The organism is Glaciecola sp. 33A, assembly GCF_002836745.1.
Taxonomy (GTDB): Bacteria; Pseudomonadota; Gammaproteobacteria; order Enterobacterales; family Alteromonadaceae; genus Glaciecola.
Map to the genome: position 1 here is coordinate 1 of NZ_PJAR01000038.1, position 21,657 is coordinate 21,657.

At 41.0% G+C, this 21,657-nt stretch carries 15 protein-coding genes; 14 read left to right on the forward strand and 1 reads right to left on the reverse strand.

The genetic code is table 11. The features are described 5' to 3' along the window. Window positions 1-465: 465 nt before the first annotated feature. The 7 genes from CXF81_RS08850 (at window position 466) to CXF81_RS08880 (ending at window position 12,465) form a co-directional block, all read left to right on the forward strand. Window positions 466-3,447 (forward strand): TonB-dependent receptor, encoded by a 2,982-nt coding sequence (locus CXF81_RS08850; protein ID WP_101181010.1) that lies wholly within the window; start codon window positions 466-468, stop codon window positions 3,445-3,447. A gap of 339 nt (window positions 3,448-3,786) precedes the next feature. Next, on the forward strand, window positions 3,787-5,340 hold the full coding sequence (locus CXF81_RS08855; RefSeq protein WP_101181011.1) for a tryptophan halogenase family protein: 1,554 nt from the start codon (window positions 3,787-3,789) through the stop codon (window positions 5,338-5,340). Between the two features lie 65 nt (window positions 5,341-5,405). After that, window positions 5,406-6,134: a SapC family protein gene (locus tag CXF81_RS08860; RefSeq protein WP_101181012.1), complete on the forward strand. Its 729-nt coding sequence runs from the start codon at window positions 5,406-5,408 to the stop codon at window positions 6,132-6,134. A 33-nt stretch (window positions 6,135-6,167) separates the two neighbouring features. Beyond that, complete coding sequence (locus CXF81_RS08865) at window positions 6,168-7,184, forward strand: cupin-like domain-containing protein (RefSeq protein ID WP_101181013.1); 1,017 nt, start codon at window positions 6,168-6,170, stop codon at window positions 7,182-7,184. A gap of 61 nt (window positions 7,185-7,245) precedes the next feature. Beyond that, window positions 7,246-8,745: a tryptophan halogenase family protein gene (locus CXF81_RS08870; RefSeq protein ID WP_101181014.1), complete on the forward strand. Its 1,500-nt coding sequence runs from the start codon at window positions 7,246-7,248 to the stop codon at window positions 8,743-8,745. Window positions 8,746-8,819: 74 nt separating this feature from the next. Continuing rightward, the gene (locus tag CXF81_RS08875) at window positions 8,820-9,539 is read left to right on the forward strand and encodes a DUF6445 family protein (RefSeq protein WP_101181015.1); all 720 of its coding nucleotides are present in this window, start codon (window positions 8,820-8,822) and stop codon (window positions 9,537-9,539) included. Window positions 9,540-9,786: 247 nt separating this feature from the next. Then, entirely contained in the window at window positions 9,787-12,465 is a 2,679-nt protein-coding gene (locus CXF81_RS08880; protein WP_101181016.1) for a putative Ig domain-containing protein, read from the forward strand. Between the two features lie 15 nt (window positions 12,466-12,480). Here the strand turns inward: CXF81_RS08880 and CXF81_RS19865 are convergent, their stop codons facing one another. Then, on the reverse strand, window positions 12,481-12,630 hold the full coding sequence (locus tag CXF81_RS19865) for a hypothetical protein (RefSeq protein ID WP_157825536.1): 150 nt from the start codon (window positions 12,628-12,630) through the stop codon (window positions 12,481-12,483). 281 nt (window positions 12,631-12,911) lie between these two features. Between CXF81_RS19865 and CXF81_RS08885 the strand changes: the two genes are divergently transcribed. The 7 genes from CXF81_RS08885 to adk all read left to right on the forward strand — a co-directional run bounded on the left by CXF81_RS08885 (window position 12,912) and on the right by adk (window position 21,628). Beyond that, window positions 12,912-13,157 (forward strand): hypothetical protein, encoded by a 246-nt coding sequence (locus CXF81_RS08885; protein WP_101181017.1) that lies wholly within the window; start codon window positions 12,912-12,914, stop codon window positions 13,155-13,157. An 839-nt stretch (window positions 13,158-13,996) separates the two neighbouring features. Continuing rightward, window positions 13,997-14,533 carry an adenine phosphoribosyltransferase gene (gene apt, locus CXF81_RS08895; RefSeq protein WP_101181019.1) on the forward strand — a complete coding sequence of 179 codons (537 nt, stop codon included), beginning with the start codon at window positions 13,997-13,999 and terminating at the stop codon, window positions 14,531-14,533. 9 nt (window positions 14,534-14,542) lie between these two features. After that, a complete protein-coding gene (dnaX, locus tag CXF81_RS08900; RefSeq protein WP_101181020.1) occupies window positions 14,543-17,275 on the forward strand; it encodes a DNA polymerase III subunit gamma/tau in 2,733 nt (910 codons plus the stop codon). Window positions 17,276-17,346: 71 nt separating this feature from the next. Continuing rightward, the gene (locus tag CXF81_RS08905) at window positions 17,347-17,673 is read left to right on the forward strand and encodes a YbaB/EbfC family nucleoid-associated protein (protein ID WP_101181021.1); all 327 of its coding nucleotides are present in this window, start codon (window positions 17,347-17,349) and stop codon (window positions 17,671-17,673) included. A 315-nt stretch (window positions 17,674-17,988) separates the two neighbouring features. Beyond that, complete coding sequence (recR, locus tag CXF81_RS08910) at window positions 17,989-18,588, forward strand: recombination mediator RecR (RefSeq protein WP_101181022.1); 600 nt, start codon at window positions 17,989-17,991, stop codon at window positions 18,586-18,588. Window positions 18,589-18,793: 205 nt separating this feature from the next. After that, complete coding sequence (gene htpG / locus CXF81_RS08915; protein ID WP_101181023.1) at window positions 18,794-20,716, forward strand: molecular chaperone HtpG; 1,923 nt, start codon at window positions 18,794-18,796, stop codon at window positions 20,714-20,716. Between the two features lie 267 nt (window positions 20,717-20,983). After that, window positions 20,984-21,628 carry an adenylate kinase gene (gene adk, locus CXF81_RS08920; protein ID WP_101181024.1) on the forward strand — a complete coding sequence of 215 codons (645 nt, stop codon included), beginning with the start codon at window positions 20,984-20,986 and terminating at the stop codon, window positions 21,626-21,628. Window positions 21,629-21,657: the final 29 nt, after the last annotated feature.

Consider the following 21,657-nt stretch of genomic DNA (forward strand, 5'->3'; position numbering starts at 1 on the left):
GCCTATTTCCAATCTATCGTATTTTTGGTGATTGTCTTCGTCATATTCACACTCGCTGTGCCAGAGTATGACAGCAAGTATCGGCCCAAATTTGCCTCTAGTAAAAAACACAAAGCTGGTTTGTCTTATTACTGTTAAAATCTGTACGATAGTTATTTTTTATGAATTTCAGCTTTGGCTTACCGAGACTAAATTTGGTTTTTTTCCACTTTACCGCCCAAATATCCCGCTTTAGCGTATTTAACGCCTATTTATTAACCTTTGCGTTACAATTTTCACATAGAATTTTCATCGAGATATTTTCTAAGTATTTTAAGCTTGTAGATTTTATTTAGGAAAAGAATTTGTCGTGTTATCGCAGTATATGAAGCGCTTAACGTTTTTTGCTGACGCGGGGGTAATTACCTACACGGCCTTGTAAGTATTTAAACAGTAAGACTAAAAACAAGAAATTTAAGGACACACATGAAAACTAGAATCTTTACTAAAACTCCTTTGGCGGCTAGCCTGTCATTAATACTTGGTGCCAGTATTATGGCCCCTGGCTTTGCACAGGAATCGCCAGATAATGCAGAAGCAGATGCGACCGAAATTATCGAAATCACGGGTATCCGTGGCAGCATGATCAAATCCATGGATGTCAAACGCACATCAACTGGTATTGTTGACTCTATAAATGCAGAAGACATCGGAAAATTTCCTGACAGTAACTTAGCGGAGTCACTACAGCGTATCACCGGTATTTCTATTGAACGTTCAAATGGAGAAGGTGCCAAGGTGAGTGCTCGCGGTTTTGGCCCAGATCGAAACCTAGTGATATTGAACGGCCGTCAAATGCCGACTACAACCGGAGAACGTAATTTTGATTTCTCTAATCTAGCGGCAGAGGGTGTCAGCGGTGTAGAAGTCTATAAAACATCCAAAGCAGATATACCCACTGGCGGTATTGGCGCAACGATTAATATTTTAACCACAAAACCGCTGAATAGTCCCGGTATGAAGGCGACGTTCAGTGTCGAAGCGTTAGATGATGCTACAACCAAAAAAGGTGGATTTACTCCGCAACTATCAGGACTATATTCAAATACCAGTGACGATGGTAAGTTTGGTATTGCACTTTCAGCCAGTTATTCAGAGCGTGAAAGTGGCAGTCAGCAAGCCCAGACTTCGTTTTTCCGAAGCTTTGCCGGTGATTTTAACGATTGGGGCGGCGTACCAAACGATGATTCACAAACTAATCGTTTTGGCGACGGTGATATCTTTTCAGTACCGCAAGCCACCATCTATAAGTTTGAAGAACAGCAGCGCAAAAGATCCAATGCTCAGCTAGTGCTGCAGTATAAGCCAATGGATAATCTTACCGCTACAGTAGATTATCTTTATGTACAAAAAGAAAATGATACGCAAAGCAACGCTATTTCTGCTTGGTATAATTTCGGTGACACAACCAACGTTTGGTCTGACGGACCGATCGCTTCACCTTTAATATATTCTGAAGATCACAACGTTGATCTTGACGCCAATCCTCAGGTTTTACCTGCAGATTTAGCTATTGGTGGTCAAGACTTCAGCGTCAAGGACGATACCAAGTCTCTGGGCTTAAACCTAGACTGGAAAGTGAATGATAATCTGACTCTTATACTTGACCATCATGAGTCTTCTGCAAATAGCACCCCTAATAGTCCATTAGGCTCTGGTAACGAAATGCAGCTGCGCGCTTTAGTTCGCCAAAATACAGCCACTGATTTCACTGGCGAAAGACCGGTACTATCGGTTGTAGGCGGTAACTCAGCTACAGCCACAGATTTTCAGATTACCGGGAGCGTATTTACAAACACGAGAAATGCATCTGAAATATCACAAACGCAATTTGGTGGTGAATATGTCTTAGAAGAACACGGCAGTATCGATTTTGGTATCGCCTTAACTAATTCACAAAATCGGGCACGTATAAAAGGTGTACAGCGTAATAACTGGGGTGGCGAGGGTCCAACTGGTTTGTTTGACGATTTGTTATTTCCTCGTGATATATTGAGCCAATTTGACAATCTAAGCGGTGGTAATTTTGACGGTTATACTGGGCCTGTTGAGATTTTGAATCAATACTTTGAATTTGATTTTGGTGCGGTAAGGGATATCGCAGCAGCCAACTTGAGTGTTCAATCTGCAGCGACAGGAGATTGTGGGAATTCTTTCTGCCCGTCTACTAATTACGGTACGGATGCAGACCAATATACCAGAGAAGAAATGACCTCGGTTTATGTTCAGTATAATTATGAAGGTGAGATTGGTGATATGTTCTACGACGTCCACCTTGGCGTACGTTATGAAGAAACAGATATAAAAGCTATTTCTTCAGTACCTGAATTTCTTCCTTCAGCCCTATGGAACGGTGTAACTGAGGTTGCGCTTGTCGGTACCGGTAACGTGTTATATGGAACGAAAGAAGCCAGCTATGACCATACGCTGCCAAGTATTAACTTTAATTTAAACGTAACTGAAGATATCATATTGCGTGCCGCTTACAGTGAGACTATCGGACGTCCAAGGTACAATCAGATGATAGGTGGTACTAGATTGGCCGCTAATGCTCGATTTAACGGTGGTACTGGTTCTACCGGTAATCCGGCGCTGCTACCTCTTGAGTCTACCAATATCGATTTCTCGGCCGAATGGTATTATGACGAAGGTAGTTACATTTCTTTGGGATTTTTTACCAAAGATGTTGAAAACGACATTCTAACACTGCCTGTAGACACTCAGTTCAATATACTTAACCCAGCCACTGGTATTTATGTCGAAGAGGCGCTTGCTGCGGTAGGTACTGACGGTTTAGCACAACGTCAATATATATTTGATACCTATGGTGCAATTGATCCTAATGTTTATTTAGACGAAGGTAACATTGTTATTGCAGGTAACCCCGCGATAAATGACTTATTAAATTTCAAGGTTGAGACACCATTAAATGTTGATGGCACTACCGGCTATGATGGTATCGAGTTTGCAGTACAGCATTTGTTCGGCGAATCTGGATTTGGCGGCATAATCAACTATACCGCAACGAATACCGATAATACTCACGATGACTTTATTTTAGCCCCACAATTGGCTGAATTAGGTATTAGTGATTCTGCTAACGTGGTTGGATTCTATGAAATGGATGGCCTGTCAATACGTATTGCGTACAACTGGCGTGATAAATACATTGTATCGTTAGTGCAGGATGGCGGTGCAGGTCCCGGACCTCGTTATATTGAAGAGTATGGCCAGTTAGATTTAACGGTAAGCTACGAAGTACCGCAAATCAAAGGCTTAACGATTTACTTGAATGGTATTAATGTAACGGAAGAGAATCTGAGAGTAAGCGGTCGTTCTGAACAGCAGGTGCTTGCGGCTATTCAACAAGGAGCTCGTTACTCGTTTGGTGCGCGTTATACTTTCTAGTAAGCACACAAACTGTTGACTGTAGTTAACAAATAGCTCAGTAAGGCCGCATGAATTAATCATAATTCATGCGGCTTCTTTTATTGTTTGCATCAAAATATTTTTCCAAAAGAATCAGAATTACGCTGAAAATTAAAATCTATCTTTTTTCTCTGTGATCAATACCGTTTTCCAAACCGTTAAAAAGAGTTATGTGATTTTATTGAAAGCTTACGAGGAGCTTGTAGACAGTTACATACAGAGTTGTTAAAACCTTTATACACAGTGAGTTGTAATTGTAATGTTGGTTTAGTAATATTTTTGGGTCTTTTTGAAATATAGTTAAAGTCAGGTACGTAAATGCACAAGCCCTTAAGAAAAATAGTCATTGTTGGTGGTGGTTCTGCAGGGTGGTTAACCGCCGGAGTTATTGCCGCAGAGCATTCAATAGATCCTAATGTCGGTATTGAAGTCACTCTGATTGAATCAGCAGATGTTGCTCCCATCGGCGTAGGTGAGGGCACATGGCCTACTATGCGCAGCACCCTGAAAAAAATGGGAATTAGTGAAACCGATTTTTTGTTGGAATGTGATGCGAGTTTTAAACAAGGTTCAAAATTTTCAAATTGGCATACTAATACCAACGAACATTATTATCATCCATTTACATTACCGCATGGATTTAATGACACCAACCTTGCGTCATTTTGGCAACCCTATCGGCATCAAGTAACTTTCGCCGACGCAGTAGGTGTGCAAAGTCAGTTAGGTGAACATGGCTTGGCGCCTAAACAGATTTCTACTGCGGAATACGACTTCAATGCTAATTATGGTTATCATTTAGATGCGGGTAAGTTTGCGGCCTTGCTGCAAAAGCATTGCACCACGAAGCTAGCGGTCAAACACATTATCGACCATGTAACGCAGGTTAATAGTGCTCAGAGCGGAGACATCGCTACTATCACCACTAAAAATAACGGTGATATTGCTGGTGATTTGTTTATAGACTGCACGGGTACTGCTTCTCTTTTGCTAGCTAAACATTACGCAGTGCCTTTTGTTAGTACAAAGCATATTCTTTTTAATGATTCTGCGTTAGCGGTACATGTGCCTCATCAGGACTCAAACAGTCCGATTGCTTCTTTTACTTGCTCTACCGCGCAATCTGCTGGTTGGATATGGGATATAGGACTGCCGTCACGCAGAGGCGTTGGGTACACTTATTCCAGCCGGCATATTACTGATGTTGAAGCAGAAAAAGCACTACGTGATTACATTACCCCGATAATGGGCGAGAGTGCAGCGAAGTCGACTAAAATCCGCAAAATAGATTTTTCGCCTGGATACAGAGAAAAGTTCTGGCATAAAAACTGTGTAGCGGTCGGTTTATCTGCTGGCTTTATTGAACCTTTAGAGGCCACCGCATTAGCATTAATAGAGCTTTCTGCAAAAATGATCAGCGAACAGTTACCAGCGGATCGCGAAGCAATGGACCTTGTAGCCAAACGTTTTAATGCTAAATTTTTACATCGTTGGCTTAATATTGTTGATTTTTTAAAATTACACTATGTCCTAAGTAACAGAACAGACTCAGCATATTGGCGTGAGATATCTGATGTCGAGCAACTTCCTGATACCTTAAAAGATCAATTACTATTGTGGAAAACTCGGGCTCCTTATCATTACGATGCTACCCACACAGAGGAAATGTTTCCCCCAGCTAGTTATCAATACATCCTTTATGGTATGGACTTCATTACACAGCCGGTCAACACAAAAAGGATGGATGAGTCGAAAAAAGCGCAGGTATTATTTGCTGAAAACGCTAAACACACGAAGCAACTATTATCCTCACTACCCTCGAATCGTGAGTTAATTAATAAAATCAAACTATATGGCTTACCAAAAATTTAGTCACAATATGTGTTTTAATAAGAAGTAGACTATCACACTGATAAACAATGAAATTTGGAATGAAAATGGCAACCACCGTATTACTTAATAGTATCGATCATCAAGATGTAAAAATAATTACCGAACGTTCACAACAATACGGTGATAATCTTTGGTACAGCCTGACTTTTCCAGCTGAATTTAGAAGTGTACAAGCTTATTACCCTATATTTTTTAACAAAGATGCTAATACTGGCGAATTCTTTTCAGTCGCTATATTTGGGTTTCAAGACAAAGAAAATCTTTTTCTGACTGATAATAAGTGGGACGCGCCTTATATTCCATTGAGCGTTACCCGACAACCTTTTTTAATTGGTGTGCAGAAAACCAATGAAGATGGCCAAGACAAAGAGCAAAGAGTATTGCATATTGATATGAGCCACCCTAGAGTTAACCAACAGCACGGCCACGCATTATTTTTAGAATTCGGTGGTAATACACCTTATCTTGATAGTGTGGCGGATATGCTGGAAGCCATTCATCATGGCATGGTGGATAGTAAAATCTTCATAGACCTGCTAATTGAACATGAATTGCTAGAGCCATTCACCTTAGAAATTGAGTTAAATGACAAAACTCAAAACCAAATGTTGGGTTTTTACGTCATTAGTGAAGATAAAGTCGCTGAGTTGAGTGCTGACACATTAGCGATATTGCATGCAAGAGGTTACTTGCAAGCGATATATATGGCTATCGCGTCTCAATCTAATGTACGTGGGCTCTTAAATAGAAAAAATATACAACTGGGTCTGTAATATTTCAATCTCATTATTTAAACGGTGTTTTTAGTGAAAACGATAATTAAGAAAGTGAAAGAAATTAATAATTGCCAGCCCGGTGATATTCCTGACTTTGTGTTATCGTCTTCGCAACCGCTCATTCTCAAAGGTTTTGCCAATAAATGGCCGGTCGTCATTGCAGGAAAAGAGTCACCGCTCAAAGCCGCTGATTATTTGCGTGATTTTTATTCAGATATTCCTATCAATGTGTATTACGGCGAGCCAGAAACTAAAGGCCGGGTGTTTTATAACGAAAAGATGAATGGTTTTAATTTTTCCAGTTCAAAAGCTAATCTGAATCAGGTACTGGATAAGCTACTAGCACATGCTGATGACCCCGAGCCTCCTACAATGTACATAGGCTCTACCGAAATTAATAATTGGTTTCCTGGCTACAATGAACAGAATAATGCGTCGATAGACCACCTCGATCCATTAACCACTATCTGGATTGGCAATAGGTGCAAAATAGCAGCACATTATGATTTTCCGAATAATTTGGCTTGTTGTGTCGTTGGAAGGCGAAAATTCACATTATTTCCACCTGAGCAAATTGCTAACCTATATGTGGGACCTATGGAATTTGCGCCCGGAGGCCAAGATATTAGCCTCGTCGATTTTGAGCAACCTGATCTAGTTAAATATCCGAAGTTTGAACAAGCAATGGCTGCAGCTCAGGTGGCTGAATTGGAGCCTGGAGACGCACTTTTTATGCCCAGTATGTGGTGGCATCATGTTGAGGGCTTAGATGCATTTAATGTGTTAGTCACCCACTGGTGGCGAAATAGTCCGGCTTTTATGGGTCGTCCAAATAATGCACTGATGCTAGCCATGCTGAGTTTACGAGATTTACCAAGGGCACAGCGGCAAGCGTGGAAAGCACATTTTGATTATTATATTTTCGATCACGATGAGCAAAATCTGGACCATATTCCTGACCAAGCAAAAGGTGTATTGGCAAAGCCTCATGATGAATTAGCGGCAAGAAAATTAAGAGCTGACCTATTAAATAAATTAAAACAGTAAGTCCTAAACAATAGCTTAGTCCGTCATATTAAACATTTAGATTAATTACCAAGGTTTTATTTTGAAAAAACAACAGAGAAAAATTAAGAAGGTGATTATTGCAGGCGGAGGCACCGCTGGTTGGATGGCCGCAGCCGCATTATCAAAATTAATTGGTAATAATCTGGACGTGTCCTTGATAGAGTCCGATGAAATACCCACCGTTGGTGTAGGAGAAGCCACAATTCCTACGTTACATGTTTTTCATCAGCTATTAGGTATTAGCGAACAGGAGTTTATGGCGGCCACTAACGCGACCTTTAAACTGGGTATTTCTTTTGAAAATTGGCGCGATGTTAGTAAAGACTATATTCATTCTTTTGGCTTTTTAGGACAAGGTTGCTGGGCAGCAGGTTTTCAGCATTTTTGGCTGAAAGGACGCGAACGCGGTATAGCCTCACAACTTGGTGATTATGTGCCAGAGCATCTAGGTGCTAGAGAAGGTAAGTTCGCTGTGTTAGCTGGACAAGAACTAAATCATGCTTATCACCTTGATGCCGGTCTGTATGCTAAATTTTTGAGAAAAATAGCCGAAAAATACCGCACAAAGCGTATTGAAGGTAAGATTGCCAAAGTCACTTTGGACGAAGAGTCAGGTTATATTGATTCACTCACCCTTGCTTCAGGTCAGGTCGTCGAAGGCGATTTGTTCATAGACTGTACCGGCTTTAAAGGCTTGTTAATTGAAGAAGCATTGCACACTGGTTACGATGACTGGAGTCATGTATTACCTTGCGACAGTGCAATTGCGGTACAAACCAACACTGTCGGCAAGCCTGTACCTTATACGCGAGCAATCGCGCGTGACGCTGGTTGGCAATGGCGTATTCCACTGCAAAATCGAACCGGTAATGGTTTTGTCTTTTGCAGTAAATATATGTCAGACGAGGAAGCCACAAAGACCTTACTAGACAATATCGAAGGCGAGCGTCTAAACGAGCCACGTGTCATCAAATTTAAAACCGGCCAACGCAGAAAGCACTGGAATAAAAACTGCATAGCAATGGGCCTTTCATCTGGATTTATTGAGCCTTTAGAGTCTACGGGTATTCATTTGTTTCAAAGGGCCATTGTGCGTTTACTGCTAATGTTTCCGTCACAAGGTATCAAGCAGTCAGACATCGAAGAGTATAATGTTCAAACTAAAGAAGAAGCAGAAAACATCAGAGACTTTATTATTCTGCATTATCATTTGACCGAACGCAAAGACACCGCTTTTTGGCGATATTGTAGCAGCATGGATGTGCCTGACAGCCTGAAACATCGGATGAGTTTATTTAGAGAAAGTGGCCAAGTTTTTAAAAAATCAGATGAATTGTTTGGTGAAACGTCTTGGATACAAGTGATGATGGGTCAAGGCTTGATGCCAGAGCAATATCATCCTATTGTCGATATGATGAGCGACAATGAACTGCGTGATTTCTTAAATAATATTAAATCCAGGGTAAAACGGCAGGTCGAAAACTGGCCTGACAGCAATGATTTTATCAAGCATTATTGCCCATCGAGCGTTAACACTTAGCGGTATTCACTATTTAACTGGGTGGAGCAAACTGCTGCACCCGGTTACCATTTTATCTAGGGTCTGAATAACGCATGCAAGAACAACAACCCAGTTTTCTAATTAATCCCAATATTAAAGCTGAAATAATTCAGATCGGGGAAGAGAGAACACCAATCATCATAATCGATGACCTAGCAGTCGATAATAAAGATGTAATCAATTATGCCTGCACCACAAGTAAATTTACTAATGACCTTGCAACATTTTATCCTGGTATACGTTCCCCACTGCCACAACCTTACGTCATCACTATTCTGCAGGCTGTTTATCGAGGAATTTGTCAGGTCTACCAAGTGCCCATAGAGTTAAAGCTCATACCACTCAATCAGAGTTACTCATTGTTGACTAAAGCACAAAGTGAACTACACCTCTTACAATGCATGCCACATTTTGACACCAGCAAAGCCTATCATTTTGCTGTGTTACATTATTTAAATTCAGGAAGCCATGGAAATACCGGTTTTTTTCGTCATATTCCCACAGGCTATGAAAGAATTAGTGATAGCCGCAGCGAACATTATGTCAGTTCGGCGAAGGCATTCATCGCTGAAAACGGCGACCCAATGCAGAAATACGTGACCTGTTCAGATAAGCACTATGAGCTTTACCACGAAGTTGAATACAAACCAAACCGGCTAATTATCTATCCTGGGAATTTATTACATTCAACTATTGTTGACATTGATACTGACATTAATTCGGACCCAAAAAGTGGTCGTTTGACCGCAAATATGTTTATTGATTTCCAATGAATGCAAATTAGTAAGTCAAGTAAACATAGCCTTCCCTGATAGTGCTTTAGCTCTGCCTTAACTGTTTTAAAGTCCACTTGAGCGCTTTAAAAGTTCACTTAGTCTAGTTTAAGTTGATCACAATTACTTCTCCTTATAATCTCAAATGTGAATATAAAGTAAACATAACGTAAACGTAACGTAATTACTTGTTAACGTATTGCGGTGCAAATTTATAAATAACTAGATAGTTATATAGGAATGAACAATGAAAGCTAGTACACACGGATTCAAATTAAAAAGGCTAGTCTTGATCACAGGACTGGTATTCGGAATGGCGGCATGTGGAAATGACGATCTAGCGCCGCCTCCGTCTCCGCCGGCTGCCAACAATGCGCCAGTAGTAAGCAGCACTGGAATAACCACAGCAAATGAAGACCAAGTATACACTTATACTTTCGCTGCAAGGGATGCTGACGCAGATGCATTGACTCTTGCAGCAACAACGTTGCCAGCATGGTTAGTATTTGATCCTGCTACTGGCGTTCTTTCTGGTACTCCTTTAAGCGCGGATGTCGGTAATCACGATGTTACGTTAACTGTTACCGATGGCACTGATACGTCATCTGAGTCGTTTACCATTGTGGTCACCGCTGCGCCAGACCAAGTTGCGCCGATTTTTACTAGTACTGGAATTGTCGCGGGCATGGTCGGTTCTGCTTATTCCTACACAGCCACTGCAGAAGATGATAATTTTGATGATCTGACTTTCTCTGCTTCAGTCGTGCCAGCGTGGGCTGCGTTTGATGTAGCTACCGCTATTCTATCGGGTACACCTGATATCGCAGGTGATTACGACGTAGAATTAATGGTCAGTGATGGCACTGATGCAGCGACACAAATGTTTACTATTACTGTTGCTACAGCCAATGTAGAAACCTTGGAGCTTAGCGTATTTGAAAATGCTGAGTTACCTGAATGGGCAGCTTGGACTGACAATGGCGGCCCAACAACTATATTTACAGTTCCCGGTGATGCTGACCGTGACCAAGCTATGAAGTTTGGCCCACTAACTAAACCAAGTGTAGCAGGCTTTATTGCCCGTGCAGGTGGAAGTAGTACAGCTGTTAACGGCGTACCTTTCGATGCATCTGGTATCGTCTCTAACGGTCAGATTACATTCGAGTTACAGCTGCTAGCAGATACAACTGCGCCTAATAATGGTTGGTTCTTTAAAGTTGAGTCTGGCAGTGGTGCGAACGCAGTTGAAGTTCCGTTATCGAGCAGTGTTGAAAGTCATTCAGCGCCAGCATTGAACACTTGGCAAACATATACATTCCCACTTTCATCGCTTAGCGGCGGTAGCTTAAATTTTAGTGGAATCGATATATTTATGGTATTCCCAAGCTACGGCGAAGCGGCTGGTGCAGAGTATCTTATCGACAACTTCAAGATAGTTAGTGTTGAGGGGGGCGGTGACACAGGTGGCGGAGATGGCGCAGTTACCGATTTTGAAGGTGCAATTGAGTCGTATTCCTTTTCTGATTTTGAAGGCGGTGTAGCAAGCGTTATTGCTAATCCGGACGCTTCTGGCATTAACCCTAGCGCGCAGGTTGGTCAAATGGTTAAGAACGCGGGTCAGGACTATGCAGGCAGTACATTAACTCTAGGCAGCGCTGTTGATATTCCAGCGGACGCCGTGATTACGATGAAAGTATGGTCATCGCGAGCAGTTCCTGTGTTGTTTAAACTTGAGGGTGGACCCGTAGGCGAAATAACGGCAACGCATGGTGGTTCAGGTTGGGAAGAGTTAAGTTTCGACTTTACCGGTGTCTCAGGTGCAGGCAATACCGGCGTCACTCTGATCTTTGACAATGGCACAGTTGGTGATGCAGCGAATGATGCAGCAAACTGGACTTTCTACTTTGACGACATTATATTCCCAGTTGATGATGGTGGCGGCGAAGTTGGTGACACCACAGTTACCGATTTTGAAGGTGCAATTGAGTCGTATTCCTTCTCTGATTTTGAAGGCGGTGTAGCAAGCGTTATTGCTAATCCGGACGCTTCTGGTATTAACCCTAGCGCGCAGGTTGGTCAAATGGTTAAAAACGCGGGTCAGAATTATGCAGGCAGTACATTAACTCTAGACAGCGCTATTGATATTCCAGCGGACGCCATGATTACGATGAAAGTATGGTCATCGCGAGTAGTTCCTGTATTGTTTAAACTTGAAGGTGGACCCGTAGGCGAAATAACGGCAGCGCATGGTGGTTCGGGTTGGGAAGAGTTAAGTTTCGACTTTACCGGTATCTCAGGTGCAGGCAATACCGGCGTCACTCTGATCTTTGACAATGGCACAGTTGGTGATGCAGCGAATGATGCAGCAAACTGGACTTTCTACTTTGACGACATCACATTCCCTGGAACCGCTGGCAGCGCTGAGCCGCCTGTTACCCTGAGCACCTTAGGTTTTGATTTTGAGCCTGATGGGAACACCGGTACGTGGACCGTATTTGAAGATACTACCGCGCCATTAGAGTTTGTGGCTAACCCTGATATGACGGGTGCAAATACGTCAGCAACGGTTGCTAAATTTACTGCACCTGTTGGTGCTGCAAACTATGCAGGAACAGAAACTGAGTCTGCTCCAACCTTTACGCTGGACGCGACTAATTCAATTGTGCGTATTATGGTGTGGAAAACGACGATTAGTGATGTTGGTATTAAGTTTGCTAATGCAGCAGGCGGAGCTCAAGGAGAGCTTAAAATATCTAATACAGTGGTTAATGCTTGGGAAGAAATGACCTTTGATTTATCGGGTAATATCGGTCTTGGTGATACTTCTGACCTTGTTGATGTTGTCGTATTCCCTGATTTCATTGCGGGCGAGAGAACCGTAGAAAGTGTTGTTTATTTCGATAACATCACCTTTAGCGCTAATTAATAAAAATTTGTTTTATTAACGGTAGTAGGCTATTTCTTCATTGAGATAGCCTACCTGTTCAAAACCCACTGTCAGGTGGGTTTTTATTTTTAGATAAACGTCGTTCCTTAATTTTACCTCTACTTTTGTGCGCATAGAACATGAACCACCTTCTCTATTAGCCACTAGCGTCGCCATATTAATCATTTCCAAATATAAGTGTCGTCCATTTCATACAATAAATTATCTAATAGTTACATGTACTTACTCGTTTATTCATAAAAACTATTTTTTATGCGTTGCAGAAAAGAAACACATTAGCTTACATGTAATACGAAATTTTGGTGCCGATTAACTTAACTATATGAAATATAGATAGAAATTAAAACTGGCATAGATTCTGATATGACTGTTCTGAGAGAACATTACTTCTCACCAACTTTTACTGTAACTGGAGATTTATTACTATGAGTACTAAACGCAATATATTTTTATCTATCGCGGCTTTGGCCTTCACATTAGCCCTTACTTCAACAAGTGTATTCTCAAATGAGGACTTGTTTAAAACATTAGATAGCGATGCTGATGGCATGATTTCTAAAACAGAAGCGGGATCTCATGAGGTACTCAATGAGTTATTCGATTCCCTGGATAGCAATGCTGATGGTTTTATTAGTCCCGACGAGTTTTTAGTTGCTAATCTAGACAAATAATTTTTAAAAGACGCAGTTGATGTAACATAAAAATCCCTGTTTTTGCCTCATGGATGAGGTTTCCTTTTTGACTATACCCTTCTTTACTTTGTTATCAGTTATCTCCCCGTGACGAAAGTCGAAGTTAACAAATTTGCCTTTGTGGTGAGAACCTCCCTATTTTCATTTTTTTATAAGTCTTTCCACATGCACGTTGCCCACATAATTAATAACTGACTGAGGGCTGTATTTTGACATTATTTATTTTTGCTAGAGTGCTATGTTAAATTGCTTTATTTGATGCCCAAGTTGATAGCATCAAACAAATTGCTAAACGTGTTTGTTTAATTGAAAGGTCGAATGAATCGATCATTTAGCTTAGCCAGCAAGCACTAAGCACTATTTCTGATCCCTATGTTAATGCAACGCACTGGGGGTGCTTTATAATAGGTTACAAAGCGGCTTAGCTGATGCCCTAATAGTCGCGGTTGGCGTAAAGTTAGAGACCAATGCAGTGTGCGTATTATTAGCGTAAATAGTCTACATTTGAAGGAGTTGACAAACCAAGCTAAGATACGCACATCGCAGTTACCTGAACTATGACCATAGACCAAAATCTTCTAGTAAGAAATCGATCAAATCCTGTTTTTTTTGACTTCGATCAAGTAACATTCACCGCTCTAAAATTACCGTCAATAAATAAGGTTGTGCCAATGAGTGATGATACTGAATTTAAAGAGGTTTTTAACGGCTGGTATGTGGTAGGTATTTTGGTTACTCTGCTTGCACTCCCTCTCATGCATATAATCTCTGGTTGGTATGTATTCTTTTTCAGCAATTAACCTGTTTTAGGTAGCTAAGTGACAATTGAACTAATCAAATCTGCAATAACCACAATCCCTGATTATCCAAAGAAAGGGATCATGTTTCGTGATGTAACAAGCATACTGCAAGACCATGAAGCCTTTACCGCATGTATCGAGCAATTGAAATCTCAATTTAATGGAATGACTTTTGAAAAAATAGTTGGCACCGAAGCCAGAGGGTTCTTTTTTGGTGCGCCATTAGCATTAGAAATGGGCATTGGTTTTGTCCCAGTTAGAAAACCTGGAAAGCTACCCAGAGAGGTAATTTCCGAAACTTATGAGCTCGAGTACGGTACTGATACATTAGAAATTCATACCGATGCTATTTTACCCGGTGAAAGAGTACTGATGATTGATGACTTGTTAGCTACAGGTGGCACTATGGTTGCTACTGCTAACTTGATCCGTCGTTTAGGTGGCATTACTGAACATGCCGGTTTTGTCATATCATTGCCTGAAATTGGCGGTGATAAAAAGCTAAAAGAACATGGTGTAACACCATTTAGTTTAATTGAATTTGAAGGTGAGTAATTAATTACTATGAGCTATCAAGTATTAGCAAGGAAGTGGCGACCACAAAAATTTGCTGAGCTAGTAGGCCAGGAGCATGTTGTTAGTGCCATTTCCAATGCACTTGATAACGACAAATTGCACCATGCATATCTGTTTACTGGCACAAGAGGCGTTGGTAAAACCACCATCGCTCGCATATTTTCAAAAAGCCTAAACTGTGAAACAGGTCAAAGTGCAACACCATGCGGCACGTGTGATGCCTGCAGAGATATTGACGAAGGTCGCTTTGTTGATTTACTTGAAATTGATGCAGCGTCGAGAACCAAAGTAGAGGACACTCGCGAATTACTTGATAATGTGCAATATAAGCCTACTCGTGGGCGCTTTAAGGTGTATTTGATAGATGAAGTGCATATGCTCTCAAAACATAGCTTCAACGCACTGTTGAAAACATTAGAAGAGCCGCCTCCTCACGTAAAGTTTTTATTGGCCACAACTGATCCGCAAAAGCTACCTGTCACTATTTTATCAAGGTGCTTACAGTTTAGTCTTAAAGCGTTGTCCAGAGAGCAAATTCAAAAACAACTCGAGCATATTTTAACGCAAGAAAGTATTCCATCTGATCCCATCGCTTTATCGCATTTAGCAAGGGCAGCACAAGGCAGTATGCGTGATGCATTGAGCTTAACTGATCAAGCTATCGCTCAGGGAAATAACCAAATAACGTCGCAAATAGTCACGGACATGTTAGGCCTCCTAGACAAAAACCAAGTCTTACGTTTGGTCAAAGCCGTGATTGAAAAAGACAGTCAGGAAGCGCTCAAACAGCTAGATGAAATTTGTGTGCATGCGCCAGACTTTTCACAAGTGCTATCAGAACTCTTAAGTTTGTTGCATCAAGTGTCGTTAACTCAAATCGTGCCTGATATTTGTAAAATTGAAACTGTGAGTGCACGAGCTGTTTACCAATTATCCAAGTCGGTATCTGCTGAGCATATCCAGCTATTATATCAATTAGTGTTGCAAGGTAAGAAGGACTTACCTTTCGCGCCAGATGCATTTACAGGGCTGCAAATGACCGTATTGCGGATGCTCGCATTCAGTCCCGCGCAAACAGTTGAGCTTGATTTAGAAAGTGCACACAGCGACGCTATAGCAGAAAAAAAAACAGCTGACTTAGTTGAAACGGATCCTGTCATTACTACCGAGCCTAATATTACTCAGGTTTCTGAAGCACTAACACAACATAAAGAAGCAAGTATAGTTGAAGTAAAACCTGAAATTACTGCACAAACACTTGACATAGACCCGAGCAAAAATACGTTATTAGTTGAACAAGTTGAACAAGTTGAACAAGTTGAACAAGTTGAACAAGTTGAACAAGTTGAACAAGTTGAACAAGTTGAACAAGTTGAACAAGTTGAACAAGATATTTTTAATATGTCTTTTGTCGACGAAGATGCAGAACAATCGATGTTTGATGAGTTTCATGAATTACATGATGAGGCGCAAACACAGCGTCAAAATGCGACTAGTTTGTTGACAACAGAAGTGACAGATTCAACGCTGCATATCCTAAGCGCCGATGCAACGGGGGAAGAAACTACACAAGACAATCTAACCACGACTTCGGACCTACTTGCACTGCATGAATTACTTGAAAACGAAGAACCGGAAGAAGAAGCGAACGTAGAAGTTGAGAGCAGCACACTGTCGTTGTTTGACCGCCTAATGAAGCAGGAAAATTCAATATTCGTCACTAATGATGGTTTACCTGAGTCCTCGCAAAACAAAAGTGCAGGCGAACGTGAAAGTAAGCTAGTTCGAAATCCACTGATTGAAGGCGAAACTCCACCTTGGGATAATGAGACTTCACCAGCGCTTAAGGGACCTGGTCCAGTTGTAGAGCAATTTACTACTCCGGATTTTGAGCTTCCATCAGATCCAGTATATGCGAAAGACGAAGACGATATTAATTTTGATGATGCGGATGATGCTCCTTTTGAGAAAGTAGCTATAATACCTGTAGCAGACGTTCAAAAACACACATCAGTTGAGCCTGAACAACAGAACGCTGAAGCGCAGAAGTCTAGTCATCATTCTTTTGATATGCCAACGACTAACGTTATTGAAAAAACACAAAGCGCAGCGTTCTTTGAGGACCCAGCTGATAGCCAGCAAATAGCCACTTATGAACAAACTGACGTTAGCACAACACAGGTTTACGATGATGAGGTGGATAGCCTCTCTGAAAAACAATTTTTAGATACAGCAGATGAAATTGCAGCTATGTTTGGTCACGGCGTAAATGATCTAAGTAATGTTAAAGTAACTCATCCACAAATTGCGCCTTATTTAAAAAATGGCGACAAACTTTTAAGAGCGAAACAAATAAATAAATGGAGTGATTTTATTGAAGAGCTTGGTGTTGGTGGGTTGAATAAACAACTTTTGCTACAATCTAATCTAGTACAACACGGTGAACAGTTTATTATTCGTATTGAAGAACGTAATCGGCATCTAGATGAAGAGCAGCATCGTACATCTATCATCGAGGCGTTAAGTGTCTTCTATCAAAAACCAGTTGCCTTTGAAGTGCAATATGGCGAGGTTGACGAAACACCTTTTCAAATACAACAACAGATATCGTTAATACGACATCAACATGCTCATAATGTTGTGGCAACGAATGATTCAATTCAAGAATTGTTAAAAGCGTTTGAGGGGCGAGTTATCGAAGGTTCTATAAAACCAAGATAACAACGGGCCCTTAATGATAAATATCCACAGAGTAGATTTATAATTCTGTCTAAAATAATCAGGAGATGACAATGTTTAAAGGCGGCATGGGTAATATGATGAAACAAGCCCAGCAAATGCAGGAAAAAATGAAAAAGGCACAAGATGAGCTTGCTACTTTAGAAGTAACTGGCGAGTCAGGTGCAGGCTTAGTGAAGGTGACAATGTCTTGTAATCACAATGTGAGACGAGTAGATATTGACGCGTCGCTAATGCAAGATGATAAAGAAATGATTGAGGACTTGGTGGCCGCGGCAACAAATGATGCTGTTCGTCGTGTTGCAGAAATGAGCCAAGAAAAAATGGGTTCTCTTACAGGTGGGATGGATTTACCGCCTGGCTTTAAGATGCCGTTTTAGTTTTTCAACATAACCAAAATCAAAAAGCTGATTTTGAGTGCAGTGCTAGCACCTAGGCACATTGCTTTAATCGGCTTTTCTATTTTGAGGTACACCGACATTTGGCCTGAAATCTATCATGCTTAAACACCACTAAAATCCTCAACATCAGCATTCGTAAAATCCCCCAACTCAAGGTATTCCTCAATAGTAAACTATGAGCTATTAAGTGTGCTTTTTGTGTTAGCTGTTGATGGATAAAATCTTGCTTGCGCAATTCAACAAATCCATGACTTCATGGTATTATTTAATTTTATTATTTAAGAAGTTTTATACATGTCATTTAGTCCTCTTATTAACGAATTGATTACAGCCTTGAGATGCCTGCCAGGCGTTGGTGCAAAAAGCGCTCAGCGTATGGCGTTTACATTGTTGGAAAGAAACCGTGATGGCGCAATGACCTTAAGTAAAGTGTTACACGACGCCATGGAACATGTCTCACATTGCGAACATTGCCGCACTTTTACAGAGGCACGGCTGTGTAAAATATGTGCAAATCCAATGCGCAGCGAAACGGGCCAGCTTTGTATTGTCGAATCACCTCAAGATGTATTAGCGGTAGAACAAACCTCAGAATACAAAGGCAAGTACTTTGTATTAATGGGTCATTTGTCCCCTATTGATGGTATTGGTCCTGCTGAAATTGGTTTGACTGAATTAGCCCAATTATTGGATAGGGAATCTATTCAAGAAGTTATTCTCGCCACCAATCCAACGGTAGAAGGCGAGGCAACAGCCCATTATATTGGGCAAATATGCAGAGAAAAGGACATAAAAGCGACCCGTATTGCGCATGGTGTTCCTGTCGGTGGTGAATTAGAATATATCGATGGAAATACCATAAGTCATGCCTTTGCCGGAAGAAGGCCAGTATAAGCTGACCTATGGCGTATAAATACTGATAAAAACCAAATTATTTTTGGCTTCATTTCGTTTTTCCCTTGAAAATGCCCCTTTGTGTCCTTACATCTTTCTTCAATCGACGAATTTTATGGTGGCGTTCTGCATTTTTTATTAATAGAACGGTGTTTTGTGCCACTTGGCTTCACATAACAGAAAACAAAGTAGGAGATACTTGGCTATGGCTGAGACCGTCAAACAAGAAACCCACGGATTTCAAACCGAAGTAAAACAATTGCTTCAACTGATGATCCACTCACTTTATTCGAATAAAGAAATATTTTTAAGAGAGCTTGTATCAAACGCTGCCGATGCTGCTGATAAGCTTCGTTTTAAGGGCCTTTCTGACGGCAGCTTGTATGAGAATGACCCTGATCTCAACGTTAGAATTAGCGTGAATAAAGAGGCTGGTACGCTAACCATATCCGATAATGGAATTGGTATGAACAAAGAAGAAGCTATTGCTAACTTAGGCACTATTGCCAAGTCTGGAACAGCCGATTTTTTTAGTAAATTATCTGGCGATCAGACCAAAGATTCTCAATTGATCGGTCAGTTCGGTGTTGGCTTTTACTCTTCGTTTATTGTTGCTGAAAAAGTAATTGTTAAGAGCCGAGCTGCAGGTGCGGATAAGTCGGAAGGTGTGCGCTGGGAGTCTGCTGGTGAAGGCGAGTTTTCAGTTTCCACAATCGACAAAGAAAGCCGCGGTACTGAAATTACCTTATTTTTGCGTGAAGATGAAAAAGAGTTTGCTGATGATTGGCGAGTGCGTTCAATTATTACTAAGTACTCTGATCATATTAATATTCCTGTGCAAATGTTTAAAGCAGAAGTGCCTGAAAGCGACGGTGAAGGCGACGAGAAAATACCTGCAGTCCCCGGTTTTTGGGAATCAGTCAACAAAGCGACAGCGTTGTGGACACGCGAAAAGTCAGAGCTTAGTGACGAAGAATACATTGAATTTTATAAGCACGTATCGCATGACTTTGCCGATCCAATTAAGTGGTCGCATAACCGCGTTGAAGGAAAAACAGAATACACCAGCTTATTGTATATTCCAGCTAAAGCGCCATTTGACATGTGGAATAGAGATCAAGCCCACGGGCTGAAACTCTACGTTCAACGTGTTTTTATTATGGATGATGCAGAGCAATTCATGCCAACCTATTTACGTTTTGTAAAAGGCTTGTTGGACTCAAACGATTTACCATTAAACGTATCCCGTGAACTTTTACAAGATAACAAAGTTACTCAATCAATTCGTCAAGGTTGCACAAAACGTGTGCTTCAAATGCTTGAAAAAATGGCTAAAAATGACGTTGAAAAGTATCAGGCGTTTTGGTCTGAATTTGGTAATGTTGTTAAAGAAGGTCCAGCTGAAGACTTCGCCAATAAAGAAAAGATTGCAGCACTACTTCGTTTCTCTTCAACGGCAGATGAGTCAGGCGTACAATCAGTTTCGCTTAAAGACTATATTGACCGTATGCAAGAAGACCAAGAGAAAATTTTCTACGTCACTGCTGATAGTTACCAAGCGGCTAAAACGAGTCCGCATTTAGAAATTTTCCGCAAGAAAGGTATCGAAGTTTTATTGATGGGTGAGCGCATTGATGAATGGTTAATGTCACATTTGACAGAGTTTAGTGAGAAACAGTTCCAGTCTATTGCGGGAGCTAACCTAGACTTGAGTGACTTGGATGATGAAGAATCTAAGAAAGCCAAAGAAACTGCTGAAAAAGAAGTTGAAGGAATTATTGAGCGAGTTAAAACAGCACTTGGCAATAAAGTGGAAAACGTTAAATTTACTCACCGACTAACTGATTCTCCAGCATGTATTGTTGCAGATGAAAACGGAATGACAACGCAAATGGCCAAGTTGATGGCTTCCGCCGGTCAACCTGTTCCTGAAACGAAGTATCATTTTGAATTGAATCCAGAACATCATCTGGTTAAATTAATGTCTAACGTGCAAGACGAAGCGCAATTTAAGTTGTGGTCTGAAGTGTTATTTGATCAGGCATCATTATCTGAGCAGGGCAGTTTGAAAGATCCGTCTGCTTTTGTAAAAAACTTAAATGGTCTGTTGGCTAGTCTAGCTAAGTAGTGGTTAATACTGTGTCTTTTAATAAACCTGTATAGGCTTATTATTAGGAAAACATTGAGATAGTAAAAGCGAGCTTAGGCTCGCTTTTTTATTTATTGACTAAATCAAGTCGTGTTGGCTGGCCGTTTTTTCAACAGTTCGAGAAAATTATCCGCTATTAGTCTTAAGTTATGATTTTTAACCATAATTTGACTTGTGAACTCGGAGCCTAAGTTGTAAAGTTTGCGCGTTTACAATTTACCTTAATTATTTGTTGGAGGATGCTTAATGCGCATCATATTACTTGGCGCACCAGGTGCCGGAAAAGGAACACAGGCTCAGTTTTTAATGAGGAAGTTTGGTATTCCACAAATTTCTACTGGCGACATGTTACGTGCAGCTATTAAAGCGGGTACTGAAATGGGTCTTGCAGCTAAGAAAGTAATGGACGCTGGAAAACTGGTTTCTGACCATATTATTATCGGTTTAGTTAAAGAACGTATTGCACAAGAAGACTGTGCAAACGGTTTTCTATTAGATGGATTTCCACGCACTATTCCGCAAGCTGACGCAATGAAAGACGCTGGTGTTAAGGTCGATCATTGTATTGAGTTTGACGTGCCAGACGATGTTATCGTTAACCGTATGAGTGGACGCAGAGTCCATCCGGCTTCCGGTCGTGTATATCATACTACTTACAATCCCCCTAAAGCGGATGGTAAGGACGACGATACCGGTGACAGTCTGATTATACGTGATGACGACAAAGAAGCCACCGTGCGTGACCGTCTTGCTGTTTACCACGATCAAACTAAGCCTCTTGTTAACTACTATCAAGCAGCCGCAAATGAAGGTTTATGTCATTATCACAAACTTGACGGCACAAAAGTCGTTACTGTCGTGAGTGCTGAGATAGAGAAAATTGTCAGCTAGAAAAAGTAACGGGACTGTGTTGTTATTAC

Excerpts from the sequence above, each read along its gene's own strand:
- CXF81_RS08860 (WP_101181012.1), top strand. The coding sequence starts at position 5,406 with ATGGCAACCACCGTATTACTTAATAGTATCGATCATCAAGATGTAAAA.
- CXF81_RS08875 (WP_101181015.1), top strand. The coding sequence starts at position 8,820 with ATGCAAGAACAACAACCCAGTTTTCTAATTAATCCCAATATTAAAGCT.
- htpG (WP_101181023.1), top strand. The coding sequence starts at position 18,794 with ATGGCTGAGACCGTCAAACAAGAAACCCACGGATTTCAAACCGAAGTA.
- CXF81_RS08850 (WP_101181010.1), top strand. The coding sequence starts at position 466 with ATGAAAACTAGAATCTTTACTAAAACTCCTTTGGCGGCTAGCCTGTCA.
- CXF81_RS08855 (WP_101181011.1), top strand. The coding sequence starts at position 3,787 with ATGCACAAGCCCTTAAGAAAAATAGTCATTGTTGGTGGTGGTTCTGCA.
- CXF81_RS08905 (WP_101181021.1), top strand. The coding sequence starts at position 17,347 with ATGTTTAAAGGCGGCATGGGTAATATGATGAAACAAGCCCAGCAAATG.
- dnaX (WP_101181020.1), top strand. The coding sequence starts at position 14,543 with ATGAGCTATCAAGTATTAGCAAGGAAGTGGCGACCACAAAAATTTGCT.
- CXF81_RS08885 (WP_101181017.1), top strand. The coding sequence starts at position 12,912 with ATGAGTACTAAACGCAATATATTTTTATCTATCGCGGCTTTGGCCTTC.
- recR (WP_101181022.1), top strand. The coding sequence starts at position 17,989 with ATGTCATTTAGTCCTCTTATTAACGAATTGATTACAGCCTTGAGATGC.
- adk (WP_101181024.1), top strand. The coding sequence starts at position 20,984 with ATGCGCATCATATTACTTGGCGCACCAGGTGCCGGAAAAGGAACACAG.
- CXF81_RS08880 (WP_101181016.1), top strand. The coding sequence starts at position 9,787 with ATGAAAGCTAGTACACACGGATTCAAATTAAAAAGGCTAGTCTTGATC.